The organism is Bradyrhizobium sp. HKCCYLRH3061 (assembly GCF_051168015.1).
Taxonomy (GTDB): Bacteria; Pseudomonadota; Alphaproteobacteria; order Rhizobiales; family Xanthobacteraceae; genus Bradyrhizobium.
The window spans coordinates 49,917-63,086 of sequence record NZ_JBNPUE010000019.1 but is presented as its reverse complement, the minus strand read 5'-3'; the positions used below and the strand labels follow the sequence as shown (position 1 = coordinate 63,086).

The window sequence follows — 13,170 nt, the reverse complement described above, 5'->3', positions numbered from 1 at the left end:
CCTATTTGTCATCCTTGCCAGCCGCCGCCGGCGTGAACACGCAGTGATCCGGTTTCAGATCGATCAGCGGCGTCTCGTCGAGGCAGTCGAGACCGCGCACCAGAACGGTGCTGCCCTCCAGCGCGACGAAGCGGACCGTCGACACGCCGATCGGATTGGGACGCACCGGCGAGCGCAGCGCGAAGGTGCCCCGGGTCTCGCCATCATGATGGCGCGGGCTCTGCTTTACGAGATCACGGCGCGCCCGGTTGAGCCAGTACAGCACCTGGAGATGGCTGAAACTGTCGATGCCCTCTAGCGCCGGCACCCAGGGCTCGAAGATCTCGAGCCGGCACACCGGCCCCTCGAAGCTGCCCTGCCGCGGCGTCTCCAGACGCGAGGTCCAGGGCGTGCGGATACGGCCGATGAAATACAGCGTGGCGTCGCGCGGCTGTGGCGCGTCGATGGCGACTTCGCCCGGGCGGAGATCGGTATCAGCGGTCATTGCGGAGTCCTCAGGTCTTCCCGGCAATCTATCCGAACCTCGGCTCACCGCAATTGCGGCCGCGCAAGATCGCGCAACTCATCCGAGCCACCATTTGCCGGCCAGCATCGCGGCCTCGCCGCAGACGACACCGGCGAAGATCGAGCGACGGGTCGCCATGAAGGCCGCAAGGCCGGCAACGACGGCACCGTAGCGCAGGCCCCACGGCACGCTGGCGAGCGCGCCCGGCGGCTGCACCAGGATCTGGGCGATGACCCCCGCCAGGATCGCGGTCGCGACCGCCTTGACCCACATCAGCAGGTCCGAGCCCTCGTCGAGCCCGCTGCCGAACCAAAGTCCGAGCAGGCGCCAGATCTGGTTGGGGATCACGCCTGCCACCAGCAGCACCACGAGCGCATGCCAATCGCCGATGAAGTCGCTCATGCCAGCCCCCGCCGCTCGCGCCATTTGTGCGCGCCGAACGCGAGCGTTCCGGCGACGACGCCGCTGACCAGGATGTCGACGCCGCTGTTGAGCTGGGCGGCCAGAGGATACAGCACGAGGCCAAGACCGAGCGCGAGCACGTCGGCAAGCTCCCTGGCGTTGCGCAGGGTCGAGAACAGGAAGGCCAGCGGCGTCAGCAAGAGCACCGCGGCGCCGAAGGTCTGCGACAGATTGGCGGCGAGAAGATAGCCGATGATCGTCGCGATCAGCGCAATCCCCATCAGGCCGGTGCCGAGCCCATGCACGAAGGCGATGCGGCGCTCGCGCGGCACATGCGGCAGGAAGCGATAGCATTCGACCCACAGCGTCACGGCAGTGAAATGCGCGATCAGCACCAGGTGCCGCCGCTTGGTCTGGGGCGAGCGGATCAGCGGCAGCACCGCCACCACCATCGGAAACAGCCGGATCGCGCTCATCGTCACCGCGATCGCCGATTGCAGAATGGTCTGGCCGGAGCCGAGCGTGGAGACCAGGATGATCTGCGCCGGACCGGCCCATACCAGCGCGGTAGAGAGGATCGCCCAGAGCATGCTGAAATGGGTGTCGTGCGCGAGCGCGCCGATGCCGATGAAGGTGACGAACAGCACCAGCGACAGGATGGTCGCCGACGTCGCGCGCAGCCCCCAGCCGAAGGCGCGCAGTGAACCATGCCATTGCGGCGAATCGAGCGGAGGAAGTGTCACGGGCGGCCCAGCGGAACGAACCAAGATAAGGCTTTCGAAAGCCGCGCGCGTCAACCGCCATCAGGCGCGCGCGGGTCTGCGTCCGGCGCAGCCATTCCCCCGCACGCCATGCTGCGGCAGCGCTATCCGGAGCGATTGCGCAACACGAAGCAGGCACCACCGGCTCCGCGGATCCGACTGCAGAGCGCGTCGGCCTCGGCCCGTGTCTCGGCGCCGATCCGCACCTGGTAGAAGGCGCGGTTGCCGCGCGAGCGCATTACCGACGACAGCAGGCTCGGGTCGCGGTCGCCGATGACCGGGCCGAGCCCCTTGATCGCCCGCGAATACATCGCGAGCGCCTTGTTGCGGTCGAAGCCTGCAGCCAGCTGGACGCCCCATGGTTTCGCGGCCGACAGCGCCACATGTTGCTCGAGCTCCGTGACGAACGGATTCGGCGCGCGCTTCAACATCGCCATCAGCTGACGACACGAGGTCGGCGGCGGGCTCGGCGGCATCTTGCCGCCCTTCCCCGCCGCGGCCCAATCGTCGATCGACGCGCCGGTGATCGCCGAGACGTAGTTGCGGGTCTCCCACGGCATCTGCCCCTTGCCGCCGAGCCAGTCCTGCACGCGCCGTGGCCCGGCATTGTAGGCGGCGGCCGCGAGACCAAGATTACCGAACTGATCGCGCAGCTCGGCCAGGAACTGCGCCGACTTCGGCAGCGCCTGAACCGGATCGAACGGGTCGAGCAATTGGCGCTCGTTCGCCGTGCCCGGCATGAACTGGGCGATTCCCTGCGCGCGCTGGCCGTTGCGCGTGACCGGCCCGACTGCATCGCTCTGAAAGCGGCTCTCCTGCCAGATCACGCGGGCGAAGAATTCGAGCGGCAGATCATTCGCCTTGGCTGCGGATTCGATCATCAGGCAGATCGCCTCGCGCGTGCCGCTCTCCTTGGACTCGTCGGTCTTGTTCTCCGGGCCCTCTGCTGCAGCGTCTGCCGGCTTCGCAGCCTCCTGCGGCGAATCCTGCCGCGCGCCATCCTTCGGATCAGCCGGCACGGCAACGTCGCGGTCGGAGGCCTGCTCCGCCGCCACGCCGGACAAGGGCATGGTCAGCATCAAGGCAAGGCCGAGACAGGCAATGCGAGCAACGGAAACCATGGAAAGCATCGTGGGCGCGGTGCAATGGTTGGAATTCTGCCGACAGACAAAGCCGAAGACCATGCGGGGTTCCACCGCGCGGCGCCTTGACACCGCGAACGAGCCGGCTAGCAATCCCCAAGTCCTGCAGGGAGCGCGACGGATGACCGCACCGACCGACGACAGACTCGGCTTCGCGCCCGACAGCGATGCGCCATTGTCCTATATGGCGCGCACGCGCGACTACTATCTGGCGATCGGCTATGACACGCCCTATCGCTGGGCCCACTACACGTCGGCGCCGTTTCAGCCGCTGCGCAAGCCGCTCGCGCAGTCGCGCGTCACCATCGTCACCACGGCCGCGCCTTTCGATCCCGCCAAAGGCGATCAAGGTCCCGGCGCGCCCTACAATGGCGGCGCCAAGTTCTACTCCGTCTATGACGGCGACACGTCGGCGCAGCACGACCTGCGCATTTCCCACATCGCCTATGATCGCGTGCACACCTCGGCCGAGGATTCCGGCACCTGGTTTCCGCTACCACAGCTCCTAAGGCTGGCAGGTGAAGGCCGCATCGGCACGGTCGGACCGCGCTTCTTCGGCGCGCCAACCAATCGCAGCCACCGCGTGACGATCGAGACCGATGCGCCGGAGATTCTCGCGCGCTGCCGCGCCGACGCGATCGACGCCGTCGTGCTGGTGCCGAACTGTCCGGTGTGCCACCAGACCGTGAGCCTTGTGGCACGGCATCTCGAAGCGAACGGCGTCGCGACCGTCGTCATGGGCTGCGCCAAGGACATCGTCGAGCACGCCGCCGCGCCGCGCTTCCTGTTCTCGGATTTTCCGCTCGGCAACTCCGCCGGCAAGCCGCACGACGCGGCCTCGCAGGCCTTCACGCTCGATTTGGCTTTACGTGTCCTCGAGAGTTCACCAGCCGCACGCACGACCGTGCAATCGCCTTTGCAGTGGAGCGAGGATCACGGCTGGAAGCGCGACTACAGCAATCCCGCCATGCTCGCGCCGCAGGAGCTGGCGCGGCGGCGCGCCGAGTTCGATGCGCAGAAGGCGATTGCGCGGCAGGTTCGTGGAAAGCAGGTGTGAAAGCCACACTCGGGCGAAACTCGCCCGGGAATTTCTTCGGATAATGCTGATTGCGCTTGCCGTCCCGCTCCAGTTGCGCTTGAGTTCCCCCGGGTTTCAAGGGGGCAGTACCAAATGAGAGTTGTAGCGTTGGTGGCGCTGTGCGCCGCGCTGGGAGGCTGCGCGTCCGTAACGCGGGGCACAACCGAGACGATCAGCGTCGCGTCGACGCCGTCCGGCGCCGAGGCCACGGTCGCCGGTCTCGAAGCGCCGATGACCTGCACGACTCCCTGCTCGTTCGTCGCCAAGCGCAATGCCGACATCTCCGTCACCATCGAAAAGCCTGGCTACGAGACCCAGATCATCCCGTTGACCAAGGACATCCCGGCGACCGGCGCGGCCGGCTTCGCCGGCAACATCCTGGCGGGCGGCCTGATCGGCATGGGTGTGGACGCGGCGACTGGCGCGGCGACCGACCACAAGCCGAACCCGGTGATCGTCACCTTGCAGCCACGCATGGCGGCACCGGCAGGCCGTGCGCAACGGCCGCCGCGGCGGTCGGCCCCGCCGCCGGCCCAACCGGAGGCCGGGACCTAGCCCGCTCGCCAGGCCTGTCAGCCAGCCGCCGATTGCGCTTCGCCAGGAGCGACCGCATCGACCGGCAGCGCGAACTGCTCGACCCGGTTGAGCGGCTTCTTGTTGAGCAGCAGCCGGGTCACATCGGGGCGCGAATAGTGCCCCGCCGGATCGGCGGCATTCTTGGCGATGCCGATCATGCCCAAATCGATCTCGGCGATCAGCAGGCCTTCCTGCTCCGGCGGCAGCTTCTCGGCGAGCGAAGAGCCATCCGGACCAAAGATCGCGGCGTGGCCGCCGCCGACATGCAGCAGCGCGTGCTTGTCGGGCCGGTCACACAGCTCGTCGATCATCGCCTGCGAGACGGTGGCGCACGGCGCCAGCACGAAGCACGAGCCCTCGACCGCATAGACGCGCGAGGCGGCGTTATTGACCTCGGCGCCGAGCGCCGGCGCGAACGGATCGTACAGCGAGAAGCTCGGCCACGCGGCGACATGCACCTGCTCGTTCTGCGCGTACATCGCGTATTTCGACAGCGGCTGCAGATGCTCCCAGCAGCACAGCGCACCGATCCGGCCGATGTCGGGACGATCATGCACCGCAAGGTCACTGCCGTCGCCCTCACCGTAGACGGTGCGCTCGGCATGGGTCGGCCGCAGCTTGCGGCGCCGGGCGATGGTCTCGCCGTCGGGGCCGATCAGCCATTGCGCGATGTAGAGGCTGCCGCCGTCGCGCTCGGAGAGTCCCAGCACGGCCGTCAGCTTCGCCTTGCGCACGGCGGCCCGCAGCGCCTCGGCCTGCGGGCTGTCATAGGCCAGCGAGTTGTCGAAATAGCGCTGCACGAAGCCACGCCCGATGCACCAGGCCGGCGAGTCCATCCAGATGTGCCAGGGATAGCCGGGGATGAACACCTCCGGAAACGCGATCAGCTTGGCGCCCTTGTCGGCGGCCTCCTCGATCAGGGCGATGGTCTTTTTGATCGAGGCGTCCAGGTCGAGCCAGGCCGGCGCCGCCTGCACCACCGCCACCTTGTATTTCGGATGTGCCAGTCCCATCGCTGCTGCTCCCTGATGCCCGTGCGCGGCGGGTGGCGCCGCGACCGGGCCAACTATTGACGCCAGCCGGCTTTCGCGCTCGTCTCCCAGGGAACGAACATTCGACTGCGGCTGCGACGAAGATCGAGCCGGCCCGGAATTTGCTGCATTGCCGCAGCCACAGGTGCAGGAGGAGACGGAGCGATGCCGATCCTGTTCACCACCGACGGAAGCCCGGGCCACCGCCGGCTGGCGCTGTGGCAGGACATCGTCTGCGACGTCTATGTCGGGCTCGATTGCACCTCCGATCTCGGCAGCGCGTTTCGCGGCTCGGTGACCCACACCGCGTTGGGACGGGCCGTGTGCTCCGAGGTCGCCTCGGACCGGCAGCGCGTGCACCGGACCTCGCAGCGGATCTCCCGGGCGGATGCCGACTTCATCCTCATCGCGCTCGGGCGCGAGGGGATCGGCGGCGTCGTCCAGGATGGCCGCGACACCGTGATCAGGCCCGGGGAGTTCGCGATCTACGACACGACCCGCCCCTATGAGCTGCAGTTCGACGCCGCGTTCAAGCAGATCGTGTTCAAGCTCCCGCGCGAGATGCTGCAGCGCCGGATCGGTCCGACCGAGACCGTGACGGCGATCAGCTTCGGCTCCGACAGCCCGCTCCAGCCGCTCGCCCACGACTTCATCGTCAGGCTCTGCGAGCGCGCCGAGCACATCGGCCCCGAGCATGCCGAGCGGCTGGCGGACCAGGCCGCCGACCTGCTCACCATGACCCTGGCCGAGCGGCTGTGCACCCAGCCCCTGCCCGCCTCGAGCCACCGCGCAGCGCTGCTCTATCGGATCAAGGCGCACGTCCGCACCCGGCTGTCCGACGCCGACCTCTCACTGCCGGAGATCGCACGCGAGCTCGGACTCTCGGCGCGCTACGTCAACGATCTGTTCTCGGACGAGGAGACGTCGTTCCAGCGCTTCGTGCTGGCCGAGCGGCTCACGCAGTGCCGGCGCGATCTCGGCTCGCCGATGCTGGCTCATCGTCAGATCAGCGAGATCGCCTTTTCCTGGGGCTTCAATGACCTCTCGCATTTCGGCCGCGTGTTCCGCGAGCAGTTCGGCCTGTCGCCACGCGAGTGGCGGCGCAGCACCTTGAAGCGCTAAACTCCCCTCGAAACTCCCTTGCAACGCGCTGGCCGCATGCGCTGGTCGGCCGGGCCGGATCTGCGATGCGCCGTTTTGCCTTGAAGGCTCTGTTTACCCTGCTGACGTTGAACCGGGATGATGACGATCCTCCCCGTTGGGATCTGATCATCCTGATCGGCTCGACGATCGTGAGCATTGGCCTGATCGGGCTTTACGCCTATGGAAAGGCCACCGGCCGCTGGTAGGCCGGATAAGTCGGGTGAACGTGACATGATCATGCGAGCAGGGCTTGGGTTGGCTTTGACGTGCCTGCTCACAGGCCCAAGCCATGCGCTGGACAGCGAGCAGAAGCGTGGAAAAGCGCTCTTGCAAAGCCTTTGCAGCCGATGCCATGCCGTAGGTCTCACGGGCGCCAGCCCGCACCCCGACGCGCCCCCGTTCAGGACCTTCGGTGACAGCAAGCTCTACGACGAGGATTTCGCCCAGCGGCTGCAGGCCGGCCTGTCGACCATTCACAAGGACATGCCGAGCTTCCAGTTCGACCGGCCCGAGGCGGAAGCCGCGGCCAACTATCTCAAGGCGATTCAGGTCCGCCCCAAACGGCGGTGACGCGTCGGCGCGCTCCGCCGGCGTGGAACGGGATATGTACCGCCGTGTTGCCCGTTCCCGTCCATTGTCCGCGGCGCGGCAGCGGCCGGAGCCCGCATGATGACGCCGACGACCCCAGGTCTGCACGCCGACGGACTGCCGCTGCCGCAGCGCACCTGGGCGATCGTGACGATCGCGCTCGGCATCGTGCTGGCCGTGGTCGACGGCGCCATCGCCAATGTGGCGCTGCCGACGATCGCCCGCGACCTGAACGCCAGCCCGGCGTTCTCCATCTGGATCGTCAACGGCTACCAGCTCGCGGTCACGATCTCGCTGCTGCCGTTGGCCTCGCTTGGCGAGATCATCGGCTATCGGCGGGTCTATCTAGCCGGCCTCGTGTTGTTCACGGCCGCCTCCGCGTTCTGCGCGCTCGCCGACAGCCTGCTGCTGCTGACGCTCGCGCGCATCCTGCAGGGCTTTGGCGCCGCCGGCATCCTCAGCGTCAACTCGGCGCTGGTACGTTTCACCTACCCGCACGCTCTGCTCGGCCGCGGCATCGGCATCAATGCGATGGTGGTCGCAGTGTCCGCCGCGGTCGGTCCGACCATTGCCGCCGGCATTCTCGCCGTCGGCAGCTGGCCGTGGCTGTTCGCGATCAACGTGCCGCTCGGCATCGTCACCTTCGTCTTCGGCTTCCGCTTCCTGCCGCATACGCCGCGCGCCCCGCACATGTTCGACTGGCAGAGCGCGGCGCTGAGCGCGGCCGCCTTCGGCTTCCTGATCGCCGCCGTGGACAGCCTCGGCCATGGCGAGGCGCTGGTGACCTGCGCGATCGAGTTCGTCGTCGCCATCACGGCCGGCGTGTGGCTGGTCTGGCGTCAGACCCACATGGCCTCGCCGCTGCTGCCGCTCGACCTCTTGCGCATCCCGGTGTTCGCGCTGTCGATTGCGACCTCGATCTCGTCGTTCTGCGGCCAGATGCTCGCCTTCGTCGCCATCCCCTTCTATCTCGAAAGCCATTTCGGCTATTCGCCGGTGCAGATGGGTCTCCTGATCACGCCGTGGCCGATCGCGGTCGGCCTGACCGCGCCACTGGCGGGCCGGCTGGTCGAGCGCGTGCCGGCCGGCCTGCTTGGTGGGATCGGATTGGTGATCTTCGCCTGCGGGCTCGGTGCGCTCGGCCTGCTGCCGCGCGAGCCGGCGGCATGGGACGTCGTCTGGCGCATGGCGCTGGCGGGCTGCGGCTTCGGGCTGTTCCAGACGCCCAACAACCGCACGATGATCGCGGCCGCCCCGCGCGAGCGCGCGGGCGGCGCCAGCGGCATGCTCGGGACGGCGCGGCTGCTCGGCCAGACCACGGGCGCAGCCCTGGTCGCGATGTTCCTGGCGATCGACACGACCGACGGCACGCGGCTGTCGCTCTTGACCGGCGTCGGTTTCGCGCTGGTCGGCGCATTCCTGAGCATGCTCAGGCTGTCGCCGGCCGGCGCCCGCGGCGCCGAGCGCGTCCGCGTCCAGGACGGCCAGCGGCTGAAGGGCGAGTAGCGACAGCGATGACGGACTGGACGATGCTGGCCCTGCTCGCCCTCGCCGCCTTCGGCTCGGGTATCGTCAATGCGCTGGCCGGCGGCGGCGCGTTCCTGACCTTCCCGACGCTGCTTGCGGCCGGCATCCCGGCCATCGACGCCAACGCCTCCAGCACCGTCGCGCTGTGCCCCGGCCAGTTCGTCAGCGCCTGGGCCTCCCGTGAGATCTTGAACGACGCAAAGGCGCCGTGGCGTCACGACCTCGTGCGGCTGTCGATCATCAGCCTGCTCGGCGGCACGCTCGGCGCCGTGCTGCTCCTGGTCACACCGTCGGCCGCCTTCAGCCGGCTGGTGCCCTGGCTGTTACTGTTCGCCACAATGGTGTTTGCATTCGGCATGCGCTTTACGCCGAAGGATGGCGCGCGCTGGTTCGGGCCGCGGACCATCCAGGCGGTGCAGTTCGTGATCGCGATCTATGGCGGCTATTTCGGCGGCGGCATCGGCATCCTGATGCTGGCCGCGCTGGTGTTCTATGGCCTGCGCGACATCCGCGCCATGAACGGCATGAAGGTGCTGCTCGCCGCGCTCATGAATATGACGGCCTCCGCCATCTTTGCGTTCTCGGGCCGCGTGCATTGGCTGGAGACGCTGACGATGATGGGCGCTGCCATGGTCGGCGGCTTCGTCGGCGCGCGGCTCAGCCAGATCATCCCGCCGGCCCATGTGCGCCGCTTCATCATCGCCGTCGGCTGCGGCCTGACGGTGTATTTCTTCGTCAAGCCGGCCTGAGCCGGACGTCGCATCAAAGCACCTCCCGTCAACGAAAAAGGCCGGCGCGACGGCCGGCCTTTCGTACTCATCTCGTCGCGTCAGGCTTACGCCTTGACCAGCGGTCCCTTCGGAGCCGGCCCCTTCGAGCCGCCGCCGGATTTCGGCTTGCGCTTGCGCGCCGCCGGAACTTCGGACTTCGGCGTGACCGGGCCCTCGACGAACTCGAAGCCGATCTTCTCCTCGACGCCGGACTCGTCCTTGACGAGCACGACGCGGACGTGGCCGCCGCCCTTCAGCTTGCCGAACAGCACCTCATCAGCCAGCGGCTTCTTGATGTGCTCCTGGATCACGCGGCCCATCGGGCGCGCGCCCATCTGCTCGTCATAGCCGTGCTGGATCAGCCAGCTCTTCGCCGGCTCCGACAGCTCGATCGTGACGTCGCGATCGGCGAGCTGGGCCTCGAGCTGCAGCACGAACTTCTCGACGACCATTCCGATCACCTCGACGTTGAGGTGCGCGAACGAGACGATGGAGTCGAGCCGGTTGCGGAATTCCGGCGCGAACTGCCGGTTGATCGCCTCGTGATCGTCACCTTCCCGCTTCGAGCGATGGAAGCCGAACGCCTGCTTGGCCATGTCGGCCGCGCCTGCATTCGTGGTCATGATCAGGATCACGTTGCGGAAGTTGACCTGCTTGCCGTTGTGGTCGGTGAGCCGGCCGTGATCCATGATCTGCAGCAGCACATTGTAGAGATCCGGATGCGCCTTCTCGATCTCGTCCAGCAGCACCACGCAATGCGGATGCTGGTCGACGCCATCGGTCAGGAGGCCGCCCTGGTCGAAGCCGACATAGCCGGGAGGCGCGCCGATCAGGCGCGACACCGTGTGCCGCTCCATGTACTCCGACATGTCGAAGCGCAGCAGCTCGACGCCGAGGGTCGACGCGAGCTGCTTGGCGACCTCGGTCTTGCCGACGCCGGTCGGACCCGAGAACAGGTAGCAGCCGATCGGCTTCTCCGGCTCGCGCAGGCCGGCCCGCGCCAGCTTGATCGAGGCCGACAGCGAGTCGATCGCCTTGTCCTGGCCGAACACCACGCGCTTGAGGGTCTGCTCGAGATGCTTGAGCACCTCGGCATCGTCCTTCGACACGCTCTTCGGCGGGATCCGCGCCATCGTGGCGATCGTGGTCTCGATCTCCTTGATGCCGATGGTCTTCTTGCGCTTGTTCTCGGCCAGCAGCATCTGCGCCGCACCGGATTCGTCGATCACGTCGATCGCCTTGTCCGGCAGCTTGCGGTCATGGATGTAGCGCGACGACAGCTGCACCGCGGCCTCGATGGCCTCGTTGGTGTATTTCAGCCGGTGATAGTCCTCGAAGTACGGCTTCAGCCCCTTCAGGATCGCGATCGCATCCTCGACCGACGGCTCGTTGACGTCGATCTTCTGGAACCGGCGCACCAGCGCACGGTCCTTCTCGAAATGCTGGCGATACTCCTTGTAGGTCGTCGAGCCCATGCAGCGGATCGAGCCCGAAGCCAGCGCCGGCTTGAGCAGGTTGGACGCATCCATCGCGCCGCCCGACGTCGCACCGGCACCGATCACGGTGTGGATCTCGTCGATGAACAGGATCGCGTTCGGATGCGCCTCGAGCTCCTTCAGCACCTGCTTCAGGCGCTCCTCGAAGTCGCCGCGATAGCGCGTGCCCGCGAGCAAGGTGCCCATGTCGAGCGAGAACACGGTCGCGGCCGACAGCACCTCGGGAACTTCGCTGTCGACGATGCGCTTGGCGAGGCCCTCGGCGATCGCCGTCTTGCCGACGCCGGCTTCGCCGACGAACAGCGGGTTGTTCTTCTGGCGCCGGCACAGCACCTGGATGGCGCGGTTGATCTCGGAGTTGCGGCCGATCACCGGATCGATCTTGCCGTCACGCGCCTTCTTGTTGAGATTGACGCAATAGGTTTCCAGCGCCTCGCCCTTTTTCTTGGAGTCCTCGTTGCCCTTGGCTTCGGTCTCCTCGTCGACGCCGCGAACCGGGCGCGCTTCGGAGACACCAGGGCGCTTGGCGATGCCGTGGCTGATGTAGTTCACGGCATCGTAACGCGTCATGTCCTGCTCCTGCAGGAAGTACGCGGCGTGGCTCTCACGCTCGGCGAAGATCGCGATCAGCACGTTGGCGCCGGTGACCTCTTCGCGGCCCGACGACTGAACGTGAATCACGGCGCGCTGGATCACGCGCTGGAAACCAGCGGTCGGCTTGGCGTCGTCGCTGCCGTCGGTGACCAGATTTTCGAACTCGGTTTCGAGGTAGTTCACGAGACTGCCGCGCAGCTTGTCGAGGTCGACGCTGCATGCGCGCATCACGGCCGCGGCATCGCTGTCATCGATCAAGGACAGAAGGAGATGTTCCAGTGTCGCGTATTGATGATGACGCTCGTTGGCGATCGCCAGCGCACGATGCAGGGATTGTTCAAGGCTTTGAGAAAAAGTCGGCATGCGCGTCCTCTGTGGCCCCTTGCCATCATGATCGCCGCCGCCCGGTCAGGCAACAACAACCTTCGTCAAATATAGTTATAACCGAGTGCGACAAAAGACCGGCCGAGCGGCTCGATTACGGGTTCACCGGATCGTCAATGCAAAACCCGTTCCCATTGCGGCAAATCGGGCTTGCGCCAACCGAACGTCGCAGGCCGCCGAGCGGGAAGAGATAAGGACCGGAGCGGCCGTAATTCTTCGGGCGAAACGTGAAACCTGCCGGATCGCGCTGACCTCGTCTGCAGCAATCTGCGGCCTTCGAGGATCCTTCGTCCGACGCCGATTCGCGGCGATCAGTCGGGCAGCCCCCCGAGCAGCCGGAGCCCCCGCCCCCCTGGCTCGCAGACGCGCGCGTCGGCGGCTCTCTTCGCGGAGGGAGCCGGCTATTTCTTCTCCATCACACACTGCAACGGATGCTGGTGCTTGCGGGCGAAGTCCATCACCTGCGTCACCTTGGTCTCGGCGATCTCGTAGGTGAAGACGCCGCACTCCCCGATGCCGTGATGGTGCACGTGGAGCATGATCTTGGTCGCGGCCTCGACGTCCTTGTTGAAGAACTTCTCCAGGACGTGAACGACGAATTCCATCGGCGTGTAATCGTCGTTCAGGATCAGGACGCGGTAGAGGTTGGGGCGCTTGGTCTTCGGCTTGACCTTGGTGATCACGGACGTGACCGGGCCACCGGTGCCACCGGACTTGTTGTCGTTATTGCTCATCCTGGGCGCGGATCGGTTCAATCTGGAAGTTGGCTGCGACATCTTGCACGCGTTAGATATGGCTGCGAGGCTCCCAATAAAGAGTTTCCCTCGGAGGGTTGCTCTCATAAGGGGCGCCCCGACCTGTCCCCTGCCGGGCCGCTTTCCGCCACCCGGTCCTGCTTTCCAGATCGCCTGTCCCAGCCGACCGGTCCGGTCGGACCGACACCAGGAATATGGGTCAGCGACCGGTTTGCCGCAAGCGCAGGCCCAGGACGGACCGACGCTCCGGCAGGACCGATTCCCTGCCCCGGCGATGAGGCGCGAGGTTAATCAAACCGGTCGCATTTTACAAAGCCCATTCAGCGGGCATTGACAGGGAACCAGCTCGGTTGCGGGCGCGGCGCCAGGCTGCGGGCATTGGCCCGGTGTTTCGCGGTTTTGATTTACCCGGCCTTGA

At 66.7% G+C, this 13,170-nt stretch carries 14 protein-coding genes; 7 read left to right on the top strand and 7 right to left on the bottom strand.

All coding sequences use genetic code 11. From position 1 onward, the window contains the following. Position 1: 1 nt before the first annotated feature. From tsaA to ACQR2C_RS26425, 4 genes are all read right to left on the bottom strand, one after another. Positions 2-484, bottom strand: coding sequence for a tRNA (N6-threonylcarbamoyladenosine(37)-N6)-methyltransferase TrmO (tsaA, locus tag ACQR2C_RS26440; RefSeq protein WP_315804124.1), 483 nt, complete (start codon positions 482-484; stop codon positions 2-4). A gap of 78 nt (positions 485-562) precedes the next feature. Next, positions 563-907 (bottom strand): AzlD domain-containing protein, encoded by a 345-nt coding sequence (locus ACQR2C_RS26435; protein WP_315804125.1) that lies wholly within the window; start codon positions 905-907, stop codon positions 563-565. After that, positions 904-1,650, bottom strand: a complete 747-nt coding sequence (locus ACQR2C_RS26430) for an AzlC family ABC transporter permease (protein WP_316181833.1) — start codon at positions 1,648-1,650, stop codon at positions 904-906. The genes ACQR2C_RS26435 and ACQR2C_RS26430 overlap by 4 nt, the downstream gene beginning before the upstream one ends. A 122-nt stretch (positions 1,651-1,772) precedes the next feature. Then, positions 1,773-2,789, bottom strand: coding sequence for a transglycosylase SLT domain-containing protein (locus ACQR2C_RS26425; RefSeq protein WP_434882446.1), 1,017 nt, complete (start codon positions 2,787-2,789; stop codon positions 1,773-1,775). A 142-nt stretch (positions 2,790-2,931) separates the two neighbouring features. On the opposite strand from ACQR2C_RS26425, the gene ACQR2C_RS26420 reads away from it, so the two are divergent. Both ACQR2C_RS26420 and ACQR2C_RS26415 read left to right on the top strand, forming a co-directional pair. Then, positions 2,932-3,867, top strand: coding sequence for a glycine reductase (locus ACQR2C_RS26420; RefSeq protein ID WP_316218267.1), 936 nt, complete (start codon positions 2,932-2,934; stop codon positions 3,865-3,867). A gap of 114 nt (positions 3,868-3,981) precedes the next feature. Beyond that, on the top strand, positions 3,982-4,443 hold the full coding sequence (locus ACQR2C_RS26415) for a PEGA domain-containing protein (protein WP_316181829.1): 462 nt from the start codon (positions 3,982-3,984) through the stop codon (positions 4,441-4,443). 17 nt (positions 4,444-4,460) lie between these two features. On the opposite strand, the gene ACQR2C_RS26410 is transcribed toward ACQR2C_RS26415, so the two are convergent. Beyond that, entirely contained in the window at positions 4,461-5,477 is a 1,017-nt protein-coding gene (locus ACQR2C_RS26410; protein WP_434874465.1) for a carbon-nitrogen hydrolase family protein, read from the bottom strand. Positions 5,478-5,660: 183 nt separating this feature from the next. Between ACQR2C_RS26410 and ACQR2C_RS26405 the strand changes: the two genes are divergently transcribed. The 5 genes from ACQR2C_RS26405 (at position 5,661) to ACQR2C_RS26385 (ending at position 9,502) form a co-directional block, all read left to right on the top strand. Next, positions 5,661-6,617 (top strand): helix-turn-helix domain-containing protein, encoded by a 957-nt coding sequence (locus ACQR2C_RS26405; protein WP_434882445.1) that lies wholly within the window; start codon positions 5,661-5,663, stop codon positions 6,615-6,617. A gap of 65 nt (positions 6,618-6,682) precedes the next feature. After that, positions 6,683-6,844 carry a hypothetical protein gene (locus ACQR2C_RS26400; protein ID WP_315804132.1) on the top strand — a complete coding sequence of 54 codons (162 nt, stop codon included), beginning with the start codon at positions 6,683-6,685 and terminating at the stop codon, positions 6,842-6,844. A gap of 25 nt (positions 6,845-6,869) precedes the next feature. Then, positions 6,870-7,208 (top strand): c-type cytochrome, encoded by a 339-nt coding sequence (locus ACQR2C_RS26395; RefSeq protein WP_315804133.1) that lies wholly within the window; start codon positions 6,870-6,872, stop codon positions 7,206-7,208. A gap of 99 nt (positions 7,209-7,307) precedes the next feature. Continuing rightward, a complete protein-coding gene (locus ACQR2C_RS26390) occupies positions 7,308-8,732 on the top strand; it encodes an MFS transporter (protein ID WP_434882477.1) in 1,425 nt (474 codons plus the stop codon). Positions 8,733-8,740: 8 nt separating this feature from the next. Next, a complete protein-coding gene (locus tag ACQR2C_RS26385; RefSeq protein ID WP_315804134.1) occupies positions 8,741-9,502 on the top strand; it encodes a sulfite exporter TauE/SafE family protein in 762 nt (253 codons plus the stop codon). A gap of 86 nt (positions 9,503-9,588) precedes the next feature. On the opposite strand, the gene clpA is transcribed toward ACQR2C_RS26385, so the two are convergent. Both clpA and clpS read right to left on the bottom strand, forming a co-directional pair. Then, the gene (gene clpA, locus ACQR2C_RS26380) at positions 9,589-11,976 is read right to left on the bottom strand and encodes an ATP-dependent Clp protease ATP-binding subunit ClpA (RefSeq protein ID WP_315804135.1); all 2,388 of its coding nucleotides are present in this window, start codon (positions 11,974-11,976) and stop codon (positions 9,589-9,591) included. Positions 11,977-12,398: 422 nt separating this feature from the next. Further along, complete coding sequence (clpS, locus tag ACQR2C_RS26375) at positions 12,399-12,731, bottom strand: ATP-dependent Clp protease adapter ClpS (RefSeq protein WP_008960690.1); 333 nt, start codon at positions 12,729-12,731, stop codon at positions 12,399-12,401. Positions 12,732-13,170: the final 439 nt, after the last annotated feature.

Excerpts from the sequence above, each read along its gene's own strand:
- tsaA (WP_315804124.1), bottom strand. The coding sequence starts at position 484 with ATGACCGCTGATACCGATCTCCGCCCGGGCGAAGTCGCCATCGACGCG.
- ACQR2C_RS26435 (WP_315804125.1), bottom strand. The coding sequence starts at position 907 with ATGAGCGACTTCATCGGCGATTGGCATGCGCTCGTGGTGCTGCTGGTG.
- ACQR2C_RS26425 (WP_434882446.1), bottom strand. The coding sequence starts at position 2,789 with ATGGTTTCCGTTGCTCGCATTGCCTGTCTCGGCCTTGCCTTGATGCTG.
- ACQR2C_RS26420 (WP_316218267.1), top strand. The coding sequence starts at position 2,932 with ATGACCGCACCGACCGACGACAGACTCGGCTTCGCGCCCGACAGCGAT.
- ACQR2C_RS26415 (WP_316181829.1), top strand. The coding sequence starts at position 3,982 with ATGAGAGTTGTAGCGTTGGTGGCGCTGTGCGCCGCGCTGGGAGGCTGC.
- ACQR2C_RS26410 (WP_434874465.1), bottom strand. The coding sequence starts at position 5,477 with ATGGGACTGGCACATCCGAAATACAAGGTGGCGGTGGTGCAGGCGGCG.
- ACQR2C_RS26405 (WP_434882445.1), top strand. The coding sequence starts at position 5,661 with ATGCCGATCCTGTTCACCACCGACGGAAGCCCGGGCCACCGCCGGCTG.
- ACQR2C_RS26400 (WP_315804132.1), top strand. The coding sequence starts at position 6,683 with ATGCGCCGTTTTGCCTTGAAGGCTCTGTTTACCCTGCTGACGTTGAAC.
- ACQR2C_RS26395 (WP_315804133.1), top strand. The coding sequence starts at position 6,870 with ATGATCATGCGAGCAGGGCTTGGGTTGGCTTTGACGTGCCTGCTCACA.
- ACQR2C_RS26390 (WP_434882477.1), top strand. The coding sequence starts at position 7,308 with ATGACGCCGACGACCCCAGGTCTGCACGCCGACGGACTGCCGCTGCCG.
- ACQR2C_RS26385 (WP_315804134.1), top strand. The coding sequence starts at position 8,741 with ATGACGGACTGGACGATGCTGGCCCTGCTCGCCCTCGCCGCCTTCGGC.
- clpA (WP_315804135.1), bottom strand. The coding sequence starts at position 11,976 with ATGCCGACTTTTTCTCAAAGCCTTGAACAATCCCTGCATCGTGCGCTG.
- clpS (WP_008960690.1), bottom strand. The coding sequence starts at position 12,731 with ATGAGCAATAACGACAACAAGTCCGGTGGCACCGGTGGCCCGGTCACG.